Origin of the sequence: Streptomyces tauricus, from assembly GCF_014650955.1 — a bacterium.
Taxonomy (GTDB): Bacteria; Actinomycetota; Actinomycetes; order Streptomycetales; family Streptomycetaceae; genus Streptomyces; species Streptomyces tauricus.
In genome coordinates, this window is record NZ_BMVY01000010.1 from 214,160 (window position 1) to 228,317 (window position 14,158).

12 protein-coding genes and 1 riboswitch are annotated in these 14,158 nt (G+C 68.7%); of the genes, 9 read left to right on the forward strand and 3 right to left on the reverse strand.

Features of this window, described 5'->3' with window-relative positions; all coding sequences use genetic code 11:
• Positions 1–219: 219 nt before the first annotated feature.
• From IE278_RS18560 to IE278_RS18595, 8 genes are all read left to right on the forward strand, one after another.
• Positions 220–2,397, forward strand: coding sequence for a carbon starvation CstA family protein (locus IE278_RS18560; protein ID WP_189773650.1), 2,178 nt, complete (start codon positions 220–222; stop codon positions 2,395–2,397).
• A complete protein-coding gene (locus IE278_RS18565; RefSeq protein WP_107021434.1) occupies positions 2,369–2,578 on the forward strand; it encodes a YbdD/YjiX family protein in 210 nt (69 codons plus the stop codon). The genes IE278_RS18560 and IE278_RS18565 overlap by 29 nt, the downstream gene beginning before the upstream one ends.
• A 145-nt stretch (positions 2,579–2,723) precedes the next feature.
• Entirely contained in the window at positions 2,724–3,017 is a 294-nt protein-coding gene (locus tag IE278_RS18570) for a DUF3311 domain-containing protein (protein WP_189773653.1), read from the forward strand.
• The gene (gene mctP / locus IE278_RS18575; protein ID WP_189773655.1) at positions 3,014–4,645 is read left to right on the forward strand and encodes a monocarboxylate uptake permease MctP; all 1,632 of its coding nucleotides are present in this window, start codon (positions 3,014–3,016) and stop codon (positions 4,643–4,645) included. Before IE278_RS18570 ends, mctP begins: the two co-directional genes overlap by 4 nt.
• Positions 4,646–4,827: 182 nt before the next feature.
• Positions 4,828–5,817, forward strand: coding sequence for a nucleoside hydrolase (locus tag IE278_RS18580; protein ID WP_189773657.1), 990 nt, complete (start codon positions 4,828–4,830; stop codon positions 5,815–5,817).
• Positions 5,818–5,873: 56 nt separating this feature from the next.
• Positions 5,874–6,407 (forward strand): GNAT family N-acetyltransferase, encoded by a 534-nt coding sequence (locus IE278_RS18585; RefSeq protein WP_189773658.1) that lies wholly within the window; start codon positions 5,874–5,876, stop codon positions 6,405–6,407.
• Positions 6,408–6,481: 74 nt separating this feature from the next.
• Positions 6,482–6,650, forward strand: a riboswitch (cobalamin riboswitch).
• Positions 6,651–6,788: 138 nt separating this feature from the next.
• Positions 6,789–9,194 carry a ribonucleoside-diphosphate reductase subunit alpha gene (locus tag IE278_RS18590; protein WP_189773659.1) on the forward strand — a complete coding sequence of 802 codons (2,406 nt, stop codon included), beginning with the start codon at positions 6,789–6,791 and terminating at the stop codon, positions 9,192–9,194.
• The gene (locus IE278_RS18595; RefSeq protein ID WP_373312023.1) at positions 9,194–10,264 is read left to right on the forward strand and encodes a ribonucleotide-diphosphate reductase subunit beta; all 1,071 of its coding nucleotides are present in this window, start codon (positions 9,194–9,196) and stop codon (positions 10,262–10,264) included. The genes IE278_RS18590 and IE278_RS18595 overlap by 1 nt, the downstream gene beginning before the upstream one ends.
• Here the strand turns inward: IE278_RS18595 and IE278_RS18600 are convergent.
• Positions 10,177–10,431, reverse strand: a complete 255-nt coding sequence (locus tag IE278_RS18600; RefSeq protein ID WP_189773661.1) for a hypothetical protein — start codon at positions 10,429–10,431, stop codon at positions 10,177–10,179. The two genes, IE278_RS18595 and IE278_RS18600, sit on opposite strands and share 88 nt — an antisense overlap.
• Positions 10,432–10,524: 93 nt before the next feature.
• On the opposite strand from IE278_RS18600, the gene IE278_RS18605 reads away from it, so the two are divergent.
• On the forward strand, positions 10,525–11,490 hold the full coding sequence (locus IE278_RS18605; protein WP_189773663.1) for a helix-turn-helix domain-containing protein: 966 nt from the start codon (positions 10,525–10,527) through the stop codon (positions 11,488–11,490).
• A gap of 78 nt (positions 11,491–11,568) precedes the next feature.
• Here the strand turns inward: IE278_RS18605 and IE278_RS18610 are convergent, their stop codons facing one another.
• Together IE278_RS18610 and cyc1 are read right to left on the reverse strand one after the other, a co-directional pair.
• The gene (locus IE278_RS18610; RefSeq protein ID WP_189773665.1) at positions 11,569–12,939 is read right to left on the reverse strand and encodes a bifunctional albaflavenone monooxygenase/terpene synthase; all 1,371 of its coding nucleotides are present in this window, start codon (positions 12,937–12,939) and stop codon (positions 11,569–11,571) included.
• The gene (gene cyc1, locus IE278_RS18615; RefSeq protein WP_189773666.1) at positions 12,936–14,021 is read right to left on the reverse strand and encodes an epi-isozizaene synthase; all 1,086 of its coding nucleotides are present in this window, start codon (positions 14,019–14,021) and stop codon (positions 12,936–12,938) included. The genes IE278_RS18610 and cyc1 overlap by 4 nt, the downstream gene beginning before the upstream one ends.
• Positions 14,022–14,158: the final 137 nt, after the last annotated feature.

Below are 14,158 nucleotides of genomic sequence, written 5' to 3' on the forward strand. Positions count from 1 at the left end.
CGGGTGCGTTGTGGCTGGCCCGCGCCGTTCCCCGCGCCCCTAAAGACGAAGGACTGCGCCGTTCCCCGCGCCCCTGAGGGGTGCGCCCCTGGGGGTGCCCCCAAGCTCCGCTGCATAGCGGGGAGTTGGGCTGGTGGGATCAGGTAGTGCACGTGGTGTAGCGCTGGGTTGGATCCTGTTCTACCGTCCTCCCGTCACTCATGGACGGGAGGACGACCCGTGCGCACCGACAGTCCCCGGACGGCATCTCCGCAAGGCCCCCGTAAGGCAAGTCCCCGCAGCATCGTCATCTGGACCCTCGTCGCGCTGGTAGCCGCGGCCGGGTGGTCCGTGCTCGCACTCTCGCGGGGCGAGGAGGTCTCGGCCGCCTGGATGGTCGCCGCCGCCCTCGGCTCGTACGCCATCGCCTATCGCTTCTACTCGAAGTTCATCGCGTACAAGGTTCTGAAGGTCGACAAGACCCGGGCCACCCCGGCCGAGCGGCTCAACAACGGCATCGACTTCCATCCCACCGACCGGCGCGTGCTGCTCGGCCACCACTTCGCGGCGATCGCCGGCGCGGGGCCGCTGGTGGGGCCCGTACTGGCCGCGCAGATGGGGTATCTGCCCGGCACCATCTGGATCATCGTCGGCGTGATCTTCGCGGGCGCGGTCCAGGACATGGTCGTCCTCTTCTTCTCCACCCGGCGCGACGGCCGTTCGCTGGGGCAGATGGCGCGTGAGGAGATCGGCCCGTTCGGCGGCGCGGCGGCCCTGATCGCCGCCTTCGCCATCATGATCATCCTGCTGGGCGTGCTCGCGCTGGTGATCGTCAACGCGCTCGCCCAGTCCCCGTGGGGCGCCTTCTCCATCGCGATGACGGTCCCGATCGCCCTGCTGATGGGCTTCTACCTGCGGGTCCTGCGGCCCGGCCGGGTCGCCGAGGTCTCGCTGATCGGTGTGGCGCTGCTGCTGTTCGCGCTGGTCGCCGGCCGCTGGGTCGCCGAGTCGTCCTGGGCCGACACGTTCACGCTCGCGCCCTCGACCCTGGTCATCTGGCTGGTGGCGTACGGGTTCATCGCGTCGATCCTGCCCGTGTGGATGCTGCTGGCACCCCGCGACTACCTCTCCACGTTCATGAAGATCGGCACGATCGTGCTGCTCGCGGTCGGGGTCGTCGTCTCGCTGCCGACCCTGAAGATGGACGCGGTCACGGACTTCGCCTCGCAGGGGAACGGGCCGGTCTTCGCGGGCTCGCTCTTCCCGTTCGTCTTCATCACCATCGCCTGCGGGGCGCTCTCCGGCTTCCACTCCCTGATCTCCTCCGGCACCACGCCGAAGATGATCCAGAAGGAGACGCAGGTCCGGATGATCGGGTACGGCTCCATGCTCATGGAGTCGTCCGTGGCGGTCATGGCGCTGGTCGCCGCGTCCGTGATCGACCCCGGCCTGTACTTCGCGATGAACGCGCCGGCCGGTGTCATCGGTGACACGGTCCAGAACGCCAGCCAAGTGGTGGGCGGTTGGGGCTATCAGATCTCCCCCGACGACCTGGCCGCCGCGGCGAAGAACGTCGAGGAGTCGTCCCTGCTGTCGCGGACCGGCGGCGCGCCCACGCTCGCGATCGGCGTCTCGGAGATCTTCTCCGACGTCACCGGGGACGGACTGCGCGCGTTCTGGTACCACTTCGCGATCATGTTCGAGGCGCTGTTCATCCTGACCGCGCTCGACGCGGGCACCCGGGTGGGCCGCTTCATGCTGCAGGACACCCTGGGCAACCTCTACAAACCCTTCAAGGATGTGAGCTGGAAGCCCGGTCTGGTCATCACGAGCGGCATCGTCTGCGGTCTGTGGGGCTACTTCCTGTGGGTCGGCGTCCATGAGCCGCTCGGCGGGATCAACCAGCTGTTCCCGATCTTCGGTATCTCCAACCAACTGCTCGCCGCGGTCGCCCTGGCCGTCTGCACGACCCTGCTGGTGAAGTCCGGGCGCCTCAAGTGGGCCTGGATCACCGGGATACCGCTCGTCTGGGACGCCACGGTCACGCTGACCGCGAGCTGGCAGAAGGTGTTCTCCAGCGACCCGCGCGTCGGCTTCTTCAAGCAGCGCTCGATCTACCAGGACGGCATCGACCGGGGCGAGATCGTCGCACCCGCGAAGAACATGGACGACATGCACACGATCGTCACGAACTCCACGGTCGACGGTGTCCTCACCGCGGTTCTCGCCCTGCTCATCGTCGTGGTGATCGCGGACGCGACGCGGGTGTGCATCCGGCACATACGCCGTCCCGCGCTCTCCACGCTCAGCGAGGCGCCGTACGTCGAGTCGCAGATCGTCGCTCCGGCCGGGCTCATCCCGACCAAGGAGGAGAGGGAGGAGGTACGCGATGCGGTCGGCGCTGAACCACGCGGTTAGGGCGGCCAGGGGCGTGCGCTGGTACGTACGGGAGCTGACCGACGAGTCCGCGTACGACCGGTACGTGGCGCATCTGCGCGCGGAGCGGGCCGACGCGGACGTGCCCTCGCGGCGGGAGTTCGAGCGGATGCGCACGGACCGTCAGGAGGCGGATCCGCGGCAGGGCTTCCGCTGTTGCTGACCCCGCTGACGCCGTGACGGATGCGGTCGTTGCCGCTGAACGACACGGCGCATCCGTTATGCGGACAGGGGTTCCATAAAGCGGAACCGTCCCTTAGATTTCCTGCGCGTTGCACAGGTGATCAGTGAGGGGACGGAGCCGCCGTATGTCGGAAACACCGGATGTGCCAAGAGCACCCGAAGGGGAACCGCCGGTGGTGACACCGGTCCGCGTGGTGATCGCCCTCTGCCTGATCGCGCCGTTCGTGGCGATGCTCTGGGTGGGGTCGTACGCGAAGGTCGACCCGACCTTCATCGGCATCCCGTTCTTCTACTGGTACCAGATGCTGTGGGTGCTCATCTCGACCGCGCTCACGATGACCGCGTTCACACTGTGGAACCGTGAGCAGCGCGCCCGCAAGGCCGCCCGCCAGGCGCAGAACGGGGGCGCGTCCGCATGAAGGACGGCGTGAACGGCGTGGCACTCGCCGTCTTCATCTTCTTCTTCCTGGCCGTCACGGTCATGGGCTTCCTGGCCTCCCGCTGGCGCCGGGCCGACGGCGAGCAGACCCTCGACGAATGGGGCCTGGGCGGCCGGTCGTTCGGCACCTGGGTCACCTGGTTCCTGCTCGGCGGCGACCTCTACACGGCGTATACGTTCGTGGCGGTCCCGGCGGCGATCTACGCGGCGGGCGCGGCCGGCTTCTTCGCCGTCCCGTACACGATCCTGGTCTACCCGCTGATCTTCACCTTCCTGCCCCGCCTGTGGTCGGTCTCCCACAAACACGGGTACGTCACGACCTCGGACTTCGTACGCGGGCGCTTCGGCTCGAAGGGGCTCTCGCTCGCGGTCGCCGTCACCGGCATCCTCGCGACGATGCCGTACATCGCGCTGCAACTGGTGGGCATCCAGGCCGTGCTCGACGTGATGGGCGTCGGCGGCGGTGAGGACACCAACTGGTTCGTCAAGGACCTGCCGCTGCTCATCGCCTTCGGTGTGCTGGCCGCGTACACGTACTCGTCCGGGCTGCGCGCGCCCGCCCTGATCGCGTTCGTCAAGGACACGCTGATCTACATCGTCATCGCGGTCGCGATCATCTACATCCCGATCAAACTGGGCGGCTTCGACGAGATCTTCGCCAAGGCGGGCGAGGCGTACAACCAGACCAACCCGGCGACCGGCGCGCCACGCGGCTCGCTGGTACCGGGCGAGGCGGGCCAGTGGACGTACGCGACGCTGGCGCTCGGCTCCGCGCTCGCCCTCTTCATGTACCCGCACTCGATCACGGCGACGCTGTCCTCGCGCAGCCGTGAGGTGATCCGCCGCAACACCACGATCCTGCCGCTGTACTCGTTGATGCTGGGCCTGCTCGCGCTGCTCGGCTTCATGGCGATCGCGGCGGGCATCAAGGTGGAGAACGGGCAGCTGGCGATCCCGCAGCTCTTCGAGACCATGTTCCCGGACTGGTTCGCGGGCGTGGCGTTCGCGGCGATCGGTATCGGCGCGCTCGTGCCGGCGGCCATCATGTCCATCGCGGCGGCGAACCTCTTCACCCGCAACATCTACAAGGACTTCATCAAGCCCGACGCGACGCCCGCGCAGGAGACGAAGGTCTCCAAGCTGGTCTCGCTCCTGGTGAAGGTGGGCGCGCTGGTCTTCGTCCTGACCATGGACAAGACGGTCGCCATCAACTTCCAGCTGCTCGGCGGGATCTGGATCCTGCAGACCTTCCCGGCGCTGGTCGGCGGGCTGTTCACGCGCTGGTTCCACCGGTGGGCGCTGCTCGCGGGCTGGGCGGTCGGGATGCTGTACGGCACGCTCGCCGCGTACGGGGTGGCTTCGCCTTCGCAGAAGCACTTCGGTGGGTCGTCGAAGGAGATTCCCGGGATCGGGGAGATCGGGTACATCGGGCTGACCGCGTTCGTGCTGAACGTGGTGGTGACGGTGGTGCTGACGTTCGTGCTGAAGGCGGTCAACGCGCCGGACGGCGTCGACGAGACCTCCGCCGAGGACTACACGGCGGACGCCGGCGACAAGGGAGTCCAGGTGGACCTGCCGCCTGCCACGGCGGGCACGGCCGGCCACTAGGGCCGTACTCGGGGGCCAGCCCCCGAACCCCCGCTCCTCAAACGCCGGAGGGGCTGAGATGTCGCCGGACGGGCGTATGTCTTTCAGCCCGTCCGGCGTTTGAGGACAACGGGGGCGAGGGGGCAGAGCCCCCATGCGGGACGGGAACGGGTAGGGGCGGCGGGGGCGGATAACCTGGACCGGTGACCCCACGCGCGCCCATCGTCCTCGACAGCGACCCCGGTATCGACGACGCCGTAGCCCTCCAGTACCTGCTCGGCACAGGCCTGTGGGACCTGAAGGCCTACACCTCCGTGGGCGGCAACCTCCCCGCCGAGCAAACCTACCTCAACGCCCGAGCCCTCGCACGAGCGATGCGCATCGAAACCGAAGTCCCCGTACACCGCGGCGCGGGCCGCCCCCTCACCCGCCTCCCCCACCGCGTCGCCGCCGACTTCCACGGCCCCGCGGGACTCGGCGACGAGACGCTGCCGGACTCGACCGCGGCCCACCCGACGGAGTCCTCCGCGCAGGCCCTGCTGCGGCTCTCCCGGGAGTACGAGGGCGAGCTGACCGTGTGCGCGACGGGCCCCCTCACCAACATCGCGATCGCCCTCCTGGAGGACCCCGCGTTCGCCCGCCGCGTCGGCAGGTTCGTGTTCATGGGCGGCGCGGCGCAGGTGCCCGGGAACATCACGCCGGTCGCCGAGTTCAACATGTGGGCCGACCCGGACGCCGCCGAACTGGTCCTGTCCTCCGGCATCCCGTTCACCATGGTCGACCTGGACGCCTCGCACCGCTGGCTGTTCAGGCCCGCCGACCTCGCGGCCCTGGAGGCGGCCGGCCCCGGCACCGCGCTCGCCGCCCGGCTGCTGCGCGTCTACATGGAGGCGTACCGGCGCAGCGGCGGTGACGGCACCTGTCCGCTGCACGATCCGCTCGCCGTCGGTGTGTGCGCGGACGAGTCGTTCGTGACGCTCGCGGAGGGGGCGGTCGTCGTCGAGTCCGCCGCCGAACTCACACGCGGCCAGACCGTGTTCGTCCCCGCCTCCGCCGGGCGGATCTACTACCCGGAGTCGCCCGCCCTGACCGCGCGGGCCCGTCTCACCGGCCGCGTCGCCCTCGGCCCGGGCCCGCGCGACTTCACGAAGGACTTCGTCGCGACCCTGCAGTTGTGGCCGAGCGCGGGCTGAGAACGACCACCCGAGCCACCGGCAGACTGCACACTGCACACTGCACACTGCTCAGCATGGACATCGTGATCAGACGGGCGGAGCCCGGGGAGTACACCGCGCTGGGAGAGATCACCGCGCAGGCCTATCTCGGGGACGGGCTGCTCGACTTCGGGGAGAGCGACGCGTACCTCGGCGAGCTGCGGAACGTGGCGAAGCGGGCCGCCGCCGCGGACGTGCTGGTGGCCGTCGAGGACATGGAGGGCGGCGGGGCGGGGGCGCGGGGCCGGCTTCTCGGCGGGGTGACCTTCGTGCCGGCCGGCGGTCCCATGGCCGAGGTCTCGCGCGACGGCGAGGCCGAGATCCGGATGCTGGCGGTCGCGAAGGATGCCCGCGGCAGGGGCGTGGGCACCGCCCTCGTGCGCGCCTGTGTCGACCGCGCACGGGCCACGGCCGGCTGCGGATCCGTCGTGCTGTCCACCCAGCGCACCATGCGCAGCGCCCACCGGATCTACGAGCGCCTCGGCTTCACCCGCGATCCGGCCCGGGACTGGAACCCCGTCCCGCACCTGGACGACATCATGCTCCTCAGCTATGAGTTGACGCTCTGACACGCTCCGCTACCCATTCCGGAGTCGACGCGACACAAGATGTGGGGGTGCTTCCGGAGCCCGGCACAAGATGTATGCTCATGCTCGCTGTCGTCGCAGGGGAATCCGGTGCGAATCCGGAACTGTCCCGCAACGGTGTACTTGTACGGGATATACCCGCATGCCTCCATGTCCGCATGGCCGCGTGCCCGCGTATCGCGTACAGAAGTCAGTCCGAGGACCTGCCGACAGCGCGCCCAGGCCGACCGGCCCGGGTGCATGACGTCCGGGCCTCGTGGAGTGGGCCGGTGGACGCGGAGTACCGCTGCGCAGAGCGCGTACCCCCGTGTGCCCCGATCCCCTCTCCCCCGAGGCCCCGTGCCGAGCGAGGGAGAGCCCCACGTGACCATCGCGCCAGCCGATCCGGTCTCCGCGACAGCGAACCGGGACCAGCAGGACAGGGCCGAGGCCGACGGACCGGGAACCGCGCTGCTGCGGATCCTGACCGACTTCACCGCCGACCTCCCCGGCGCCGACCCCGGCCGGGTCGCCGCCGCCGCGCTGCGCGGCCGGTCCGCCGCCGCGGACACCGCGGAGCTGCGTGAGCTGGCCACGGAGGCGGCCGCCGGTCTCATCTCCGAGGACCCCGTCTACTCGAAGCTGGCCGCCCGCCTGCTGACCGTCGGCATCGCCGAGGAGGCCGCCTCGCAGGGCGTGCGCTCCTTCTCCGAGTCGGTCGCCGTCGGTCACCGCGAGGGCCTGATCGCCGACCGCACGGCCGAGTTCGTACGCCTTCACGCGGCCCGGCTCGACACGCTGATCGATCTGGCGGGCGACGACCGCTTCGGCTACTTCGGTCTGCGCACCCTGCACAGCCGGTATCTGCTGCGGCACCCGATCACGCGGTCCGTCATCGAGACGCCCCAGCACTTCATGCTGCGGGTGGCGAGCGGTCTCGCCGAGGACGACACCACGCGCGCCCTCGACGAAGTCGCCTCCCTGTACCGGCTCATGAGCCGTCTCGACTACCTGCCGTCCTCCCCCACGCTCTTCAACTCCGGTACGCGCCACCCGCAGATGTCGTCCTGCTATCTGCTCGACTCCCCGCTGGACGAGCTGGACTCCATCTACGACCGCTACCACCAGGTGGCCCGCCTCTCGAAGCACGCGGGCGGCATCGGGCTCTCGTACTCCCGGATCCGGTCACGCGGTTCGCTGATCCGCGGCACGAACGGGCACTCGAACGGCATCGTCCCGTTCCTGAAGACCCTCGACGCCTCGGTCGCCGCCGTGAACCAGGGCGGCCGGCGCAAGGGCGCCGCCGCCGTCTACCTGGAAACCTGGCACTCCGACATCGAGGAGTTCCTGGAGCTGCGCGACAACACCGGTGAGGACGCCCGGCGTACGCACAACCTGAACCTCGCGCACTGGATCCCGGACGAGTTCATGCGCCGGGTGAACGAGAACCGCGACTGGTCGCTGTTCTCGCCCTCGGACGTGCCCGAGCTGGTCGATCTGTGGGGCGACGCGTTCGACGCCGCCTACCGCGCGGCCGAGGAGGCCGGGCTCGCGAAGAAGACCATTCCGGCCCGTGATCTGTACGGCCGCATGATGCGTACCCTCGCGCAGACCGGCAACGGCTGGATGACCTTCAAGGACGCCGCCAACCGCACCGCCAACCAGACGGCCCTGCCCGGCCACACCGTCCACTCCTCGAACCTGTGCACCGAGATCCTGGAGGTCACCGACGACGGGGAGACCGCCGTCTGCAACCTCGGGTCGGTCAACCTGGGCGCCTTCGTGGACGCCGACGCGCAGGACATCGACTGGGAGCGGCTCGACGCGACCGTCCGTACCGCCGTCACCTTCCTCGACCGGGTCGTCGACATCAACTTCTACCCGACCGAGCAGGCGGGTCGCTCCAACGCCAAGTGGCGTCCGGTGGGCCTCGGCGCGATGGGCCTCCAGGACGTCTTCTTCAAGCTGCGGCTGCCGTTCGACTCCCCGCAGGCGCGCGCCCTGTCCACCCGGATCGCCGAGCGGATCATGCTCGCCTCGTACGAGGCGTCCGCCGACCTCGCCGAGCGCAACGGGCCGCTGCCCGCCTGGGAGAAGACCCGTACGGCCCAGGGTGTGCTGCACCCGGACCACTACGACGTCGAGCTGAACTGGCCGGAGCGCTGGGCGGCCCTGCGGGAGCGGATCGCCTCCGTCGGCATGCGCAACTCGCTGCTGCTGGCCATCGCGCCGACCGCCACCATCGCGTCCATCGCGGGCGTGTACGAGTGCATCGAGCCGCAGGTCTCCAACCTGTTCAAGCGCGAGACGCTGTCCGGTGAGTTCCTCCAGGTCAACTCGTACCTGGTGGCCGAGCTGAAGAAGCTCGGCGTGTGGGACGCGCAGACCCGCGAGGCGCTGCGCGAGTCGGGCGGCTCGGTGCAGGGCTTCACCTGGGTCCCGCAGGACGTGCGTGACCTTTACCGCACGGCGTGGGAGATCCCGCAGCGCGGCCTGATCGACATGGCCGCCGCCCGGACCCCGTTCCTGGACCAGGCGCAGTCGCTGAACCTGTTCCTGGAGACGCCGACCATCGGCAAGCTCTCCTCGATGTACGCGTACGCCTGGAAGTCGGGGCTGAAGACGACGTACTACCTGCGCTCGCGCCCGGCGACCCGGATCGCCCGCGCCGCCCAGGGCCAGCAGGCCCAGGCCCAGCCCGAGAAGACCATTCCCCTTCAGCAGGCCGCCGACCCCGACGCGGTCGCCTGCTCCCTTGAGAACCCCGAGTCCTGCGAGGCCTGCCAGTAATGACCACCGCACCCGAGACGGCCGCCGAGACCGGCACGACCGAGAACGCCGAGAAGACCGAGAAGATCGAGAAGAACCTTCTCGACCCCGGCTTCGAACTGACCCTGCGCCCCATGCGCTACCCGGACTTCTACGAGCGCTACCGGGACGCGATCAAGAACACCTGGACCGTCGAGGAGGTCGACCTCCACTCGGACGTCTCCGACCTCGCGAAGCTGTCACCGGGTGAGCAGCACATGATCGGCCGGCTGGTCGCGTTCTTCGCGACGGGCGACTCGATCGTCGCGAACAACCTGGTGCTGACGCTGTACAAGCACATCAACTCCCCCGAGGCGCGGCTCTATCTGAGCCGTCAGCTCTTCGAGGAGGCCGTGCACGTCCAGTTCTATCTGACGCTGCTCGACACCTATCTGCCCGATCCGGCGGACCGGGCGGCGGCCTTCGACGCCGTCGAGAGCATTCCGTCCATCCGCGAGAAGGCCGAGTTCTGCTTCAAGTGGATGGACTCGGTCGAGAAGCTGGACCGGCTGGAGACGAAGGCCGACCGGCGCCGCTTCCTGCTGAACCTGATCTGCTTCGCCGCGTGCATCGAGGGCCTGTTCTTCTACGGGGCCTTCGCGTACGTCTACTGGTTCCGCAGCCGGGGCCTGCTGCACGGCCTCGCGACCGGCACCAACTGGGTGTTCCGCGACGAGACGATGCACATGAGCTTCGCCTTCGAGGTCGTGGACACCGTCCGCAAGGAGGAGCCGGAGCTCTTCGACGAGGAGCTCCGGCAGCAGGTGACCGACATGATGCGCGAGGCCGTGGAGGCCGAGCTGCAGTTCGGGCGCGACCTGTGCGGTGAGGGCCTGCCCGGTATGAACACCGAGTCGATGCGGCAGTACCTGGAGTGCGTGGCCGACCAGCGGCTGCAGCGCCTCGGCCTCGCCCCGGTGTACGGCTCCGAGAACCCCTTCTCCTTCATGGAGCTGCAGGGGGTTCAGGAGCTGACCAACTTCTTCGAGCGCCGGCCCTCGGCGTACCAGGTGGCGGTGGAGGGGACGGTCGACCTCGACGAGGACTTCTGATCCACCGAGGGGCCCTGCTGCCGCGCGGGGCCCTGCTCGGCCTCCCTGAGCTGACGGTCGACGCGCCGGTCGCGCACGATGCCGAACACCGAAGGGAGGACGAGCAGGACGAGGATTCCGAGGACGAAGAGCATTCCGATCAGGCCTTCCAGCTGTGTCGTATTCATGGACACCACTGTCGCGCCGAATACTCCTTACCGTGAGTGGCAGTACTGCCGCACACCCTCGATTTCCTGCCAGATCGGGTGCACACTGTCAGCATGCTGACCAACGTGGCCGCCGTCCTGCTCAACGGCGCGCATCCCTTCGAACTCGGCGTCGTGTGCGAGGTGTTCGGCCTCGACCGCAGCGACGAGGGCCTGCCGGTGTACGACTTCGCGGTCGCCTCGGCCGAGGGGCCGACCCTCGCCACCCACGTCCCGGGCTTCACGGTCTCCACCCCGTACGGGCTCGACCGGCTGGAGGAGGCCGACCTGATCGTCGTGCCCGCCGGGAGCCACTACATCGGGCGCACCTACCCGCCCGCGCTGCTCGACTCCCTCGTCCGGGCGGCCGACCGCGGCACCAGGGTGCTCAGCGTCTGCTCCGGGGTCTTCGTGCTCGGCGCGGCCGGCCTGCTCGACGGGCGGCGCTGCGCGGTCCACTGGCGGCACGCCGAGACACTGGCCCGGCGCCACCCGCGCGCGAAGGTCGAACCGGACGTGCTGTACGTGGACGACGACCCGGTGATCACCTCGGCGGGCACCGCCTCCGGCATCGACGCCTGTCTGCACATCGTCCGCAAGGAACAGGGCCCGGAGGTCGCCAACAGCATCGCGCGCCGCATGATCGTGCCGCCGCACCGCGACGGCGGCCAGGCCCAGTACATCGAGCGCCCGCTGCCGCGCTCGACGTGCGACACGGTCGGCGGGGTGCTCGCCTGGATGGAGGCCCACCTCGACGAGGAGGTGACCGTCGAGCAGCTGGCCGCCCGCGCGCACATGTCGCCGCGCACCTTCGCCCGGCGCTTCCAGCAGGAGACGGGGACCACCCCGTACCGCTGGCTGCTGCGTCAGCGGGTGCTGCTGGCGCAGGAGTTGCTGGAGGCCACGGACGAGACGATGGACTTCATCGCGGACCGCACGGGGTTCGGGACGGCGGCGGCGCTGCGCCATCAGTTCGTCCGCTCGCTGGGGACGACACCGAACGCGTACCGGCGCACGTTCAGGGGCCCGCAGGCCGCCTGAACGTGCGCCGGGAGCGGTCAGCGCGGTACGCCCGCGCTCACCTCGGTACGAGCACGCTCACCTCGGCAGGAGCCGCGCTCACCTCGGTACGGCCCTCAGCAGCAGCCGGTGCGGTCGCAGCGTGATGCCGACGCGCGTGGTGTCGTTCGACTCGGACACCTGCTCCAGGCGCCAGCGCGAGGCCACCGCCGCCGTGACGAGGCCGAGCTGGGCCATCGAGAAGTGGTCGCTCGGACACTTCCGGTTGCCCACACTGAACGGGCTCATCGCGTACTTCGGCACGTCCTTCGCGCGTTCCGGAAGCCAGCGATCGGGGTCGAACTCCAGGTTTGTGCCGTACGAACGCGCGTCGCGCTGTATCGCGTACGGACTGTAGACGATGTCGGCCCCGGCCGGAATGCGATACCCGCCGAGTACGGTTTCGGTCACGGCCCGGCGCGTCAATATCCAAACGGCGGGACGCAACCGCATGGCCTCGACGACGACATTGTTCGTGTGGGACAGCTTCCGCACGTCCGCGAATGCGACGGGACGGCCATCGGTGACCGATTCGACCTCTTCGCGTACTCGGTCCGCCTGTTCCGGATGTTCCGCGAGGACCTGGAGAAGCCACATGATCGTGGAAGCGACGGTTTCGCTTCCGGGGGTGAGTATCGCGACCACCTGGTCGTGGATCTCCTGTTCCCCGATGGGCTCGCCATTCTCGTCCTTCGCTTCCAGCAATGCTGTCAGCAAATCGTCCGGCTTTTGACCAGATGCACGGCGCTCGGCCACGATCTCGTCGACCAGGAGGTGCAAATCGGCCAATGCGCGGTCGAATTTACGATTGGCCGGAAGCGGAAGCCTGTAGAGCGGCCCCGCGGGAACGACCATACGGCGGTACATGCCGCGGAACACGGTGGCGAGGGCGATGCTCAGCCGCTCGGCCCGCTCGTCCATGAAGTCGCCGCGCAGCAGACAGCGGGCGGCGATGCGCACGGCGACGCGGAACGACTCCGCGGTGCAGTCGATCGTCTCGCCGGGGCGCCAGCGCTCCGCGAGGGCATGCGCCTCCTCCTCCATGATCGGCCCGTAGCCGGGGATGGCGTCCAGCCGGAAGGCGGGCTGGATCGTCCGGCGCTGACGCCGGTGCCGCGACCCGTTGGCGGTCGCCACTCCCTCCTTGCCGAGCAGGCCTTCCAGGGACTCCCACAGGGGTCCGTCGATCTTGAAGTCGGGGCTCAGGGCCAGTTCCCCGGTGAGGGCCGGCGTGGTGACGGCGTACACCGTCTTGGGGCCCAGCTTCAGCCGGACGACATCACCCTGGTCGCGCAGCCGGGAGAGGAAACCCAGCGGGTCGCGGACCAGTTTCAGGCCGTGCCCGAGGCCGGGGACGCCGCCTCCGGCGAGGGGCGGGGTGGACAGTTCTGCCGCTTGGTGTGCAGCGGACCGTACCGACTCGACGGTCATTTCTCACCTGCCGCTTCGTTGTTGACGTACGGGGGTGTGGTGCGGTCGTCCCAGCTGTCGACCATGTACCGTCCCGACTCGTGGTGGAACCAGTACACGGAGCTGAACCAGTTCCGCATATTGAACAGACACGCCCGTACGGCAGCCGCTAGTTCGGCGCCACGGACGGACCCGTTGTCGATCCTTGCCGCGTACCCCAATACCTCCTGTTCGGCGTCGAGGAATTCCGTGACACATTCCTCGACCCGTCGCCTGACTTCCTTGACCGATTCTTCGAGTCGCATTCCCTCGTGATGAATGAGACTGATACCGAGATTGTGCACCTCGTCGCCCGCGATTTCTTTGGGCAGCGAACACAGGTCGTTGTACCAGGCGGCGAAATCCTGGCACAGCAAAGCAGCCCTCTGATACGCGGAGTTCTCCCGCACTGCGACGGGGAGTTCGTACCCGGCGCTCGGTTCGAGCAGATCGAGCCAGATCCAGTGCGCGAAGGTGTTCCGCCGCAGTTCGAGATATTCCTCGACGGTCGGGACAATGCCTGCCGCACGGTTGTGGAACTCCTGGTCGTACGCCTCTATGACCGCGTGGAAATGCTCCGCGAAGCGTGCGTTCCACCCCTCGCCCAGGAACGAGTACAGCCGGAGCACGCTGTCCGCGAACCCCGCGACCACGGGGTCCTGGTGGTGCAGATGCTCCTTCGGGGAGTCCAGAGCCGTGTGCAGCCGGATCCTGAGCAGCTCCCAGGCGGCCGGCCGGCCGTGGATGACATCGCGGTCGTGACGGTCGTCCCAGACGAAGAACCACGCGCTGTAGTCCGCTATCGCCTGGAGAACCTCGTCCGGGGCGCCTATGTAGTAGCCCGCCATGAGGTCCGTGTAGCAAAGCCCGTCGGCATATGCCTCTACCTTCGCCGCCGACATGAGGCCCATTTCGAGGAGCCAGGCCCTGGTGTTCTCCTGGAGCCTGGGCCAATACGGATGGAGTTGACGGGGAAACTCCGCCTCGATCACCGGAAGAGAGAGCGCCGGTGGAACGAGCGCCGCAGTGTACGTCGTTGAGGTGCTCTGTGAGAAAGCAGGCACGAACAAACCCCTCTCAGCCGCCTGTTGACGACACGCCCCTCCCGCTGTGCCGGGCGTGCGCCGTTGCGTATCCCCGCACTTCCCATTCAGCACCACAACTGACCGTTCTGGGAACGCAGTTGCTCTACTAACTAGCT

Bases quoted from the DNA above. Each gene is read 5' to 3' on its own strand.
- IE278_RS18610 (WP_189773665.1), bottom strand. From the start codon at position 12,939: ATGACCGTCGAGTCGGTACGGTCCGCTGCACACCAAGCGGCAGAACTG.
- mctP (WP_189773655.1), top strand. From the start codon at position 3,014: ATGAAGGACGGCGTGAACGGCGTGGCACTCGCCGTCTTCATCTTCTTC.
- IE278_RS18605 (WP_189773663.1), top strand. From the start codon at position 10,525: ATGCTGACCAACGTGGCCGCCGTCCTGCTCAACGGCGCGCATCCCTTC.
- IE278_RS18565 (WP_107021434.1), top strand. From the start codon at position 2,369: ATGCGGTCGGCGCTGAACCACGCGGTTAGGGCGGCCAGGGGCGTGCGC.
- IE278_RS18595 (WP_373312023.1), top strand. From the start codon at position 9,194: ATGACCACCGCACCCGAGACGGCCGCCGAGACCGGCACGACCGAGAAC.
- IE278_RS18570 (WP_189773653.1), top strand. From the start codon at position 2,724: ATGTCGGAAACACCGGATGTGCCAAGAGCACCCGAAGGGGAACCGCCG.
- IE278_RS18600 (WP_189773661.1), bottom strand. From the start codon at position 10,431: ATGAATACGACACAGCTGGAAGGCCTGATCGGAATGCTCTTCGTCCTC.
- IE278_RS18585 (WP_189773658.1), top strand. From the start codon at position 5,874: ATGGACATCGTGATCAGACGGGCGGAGCCCGGGGAGTACACCGCGCTG.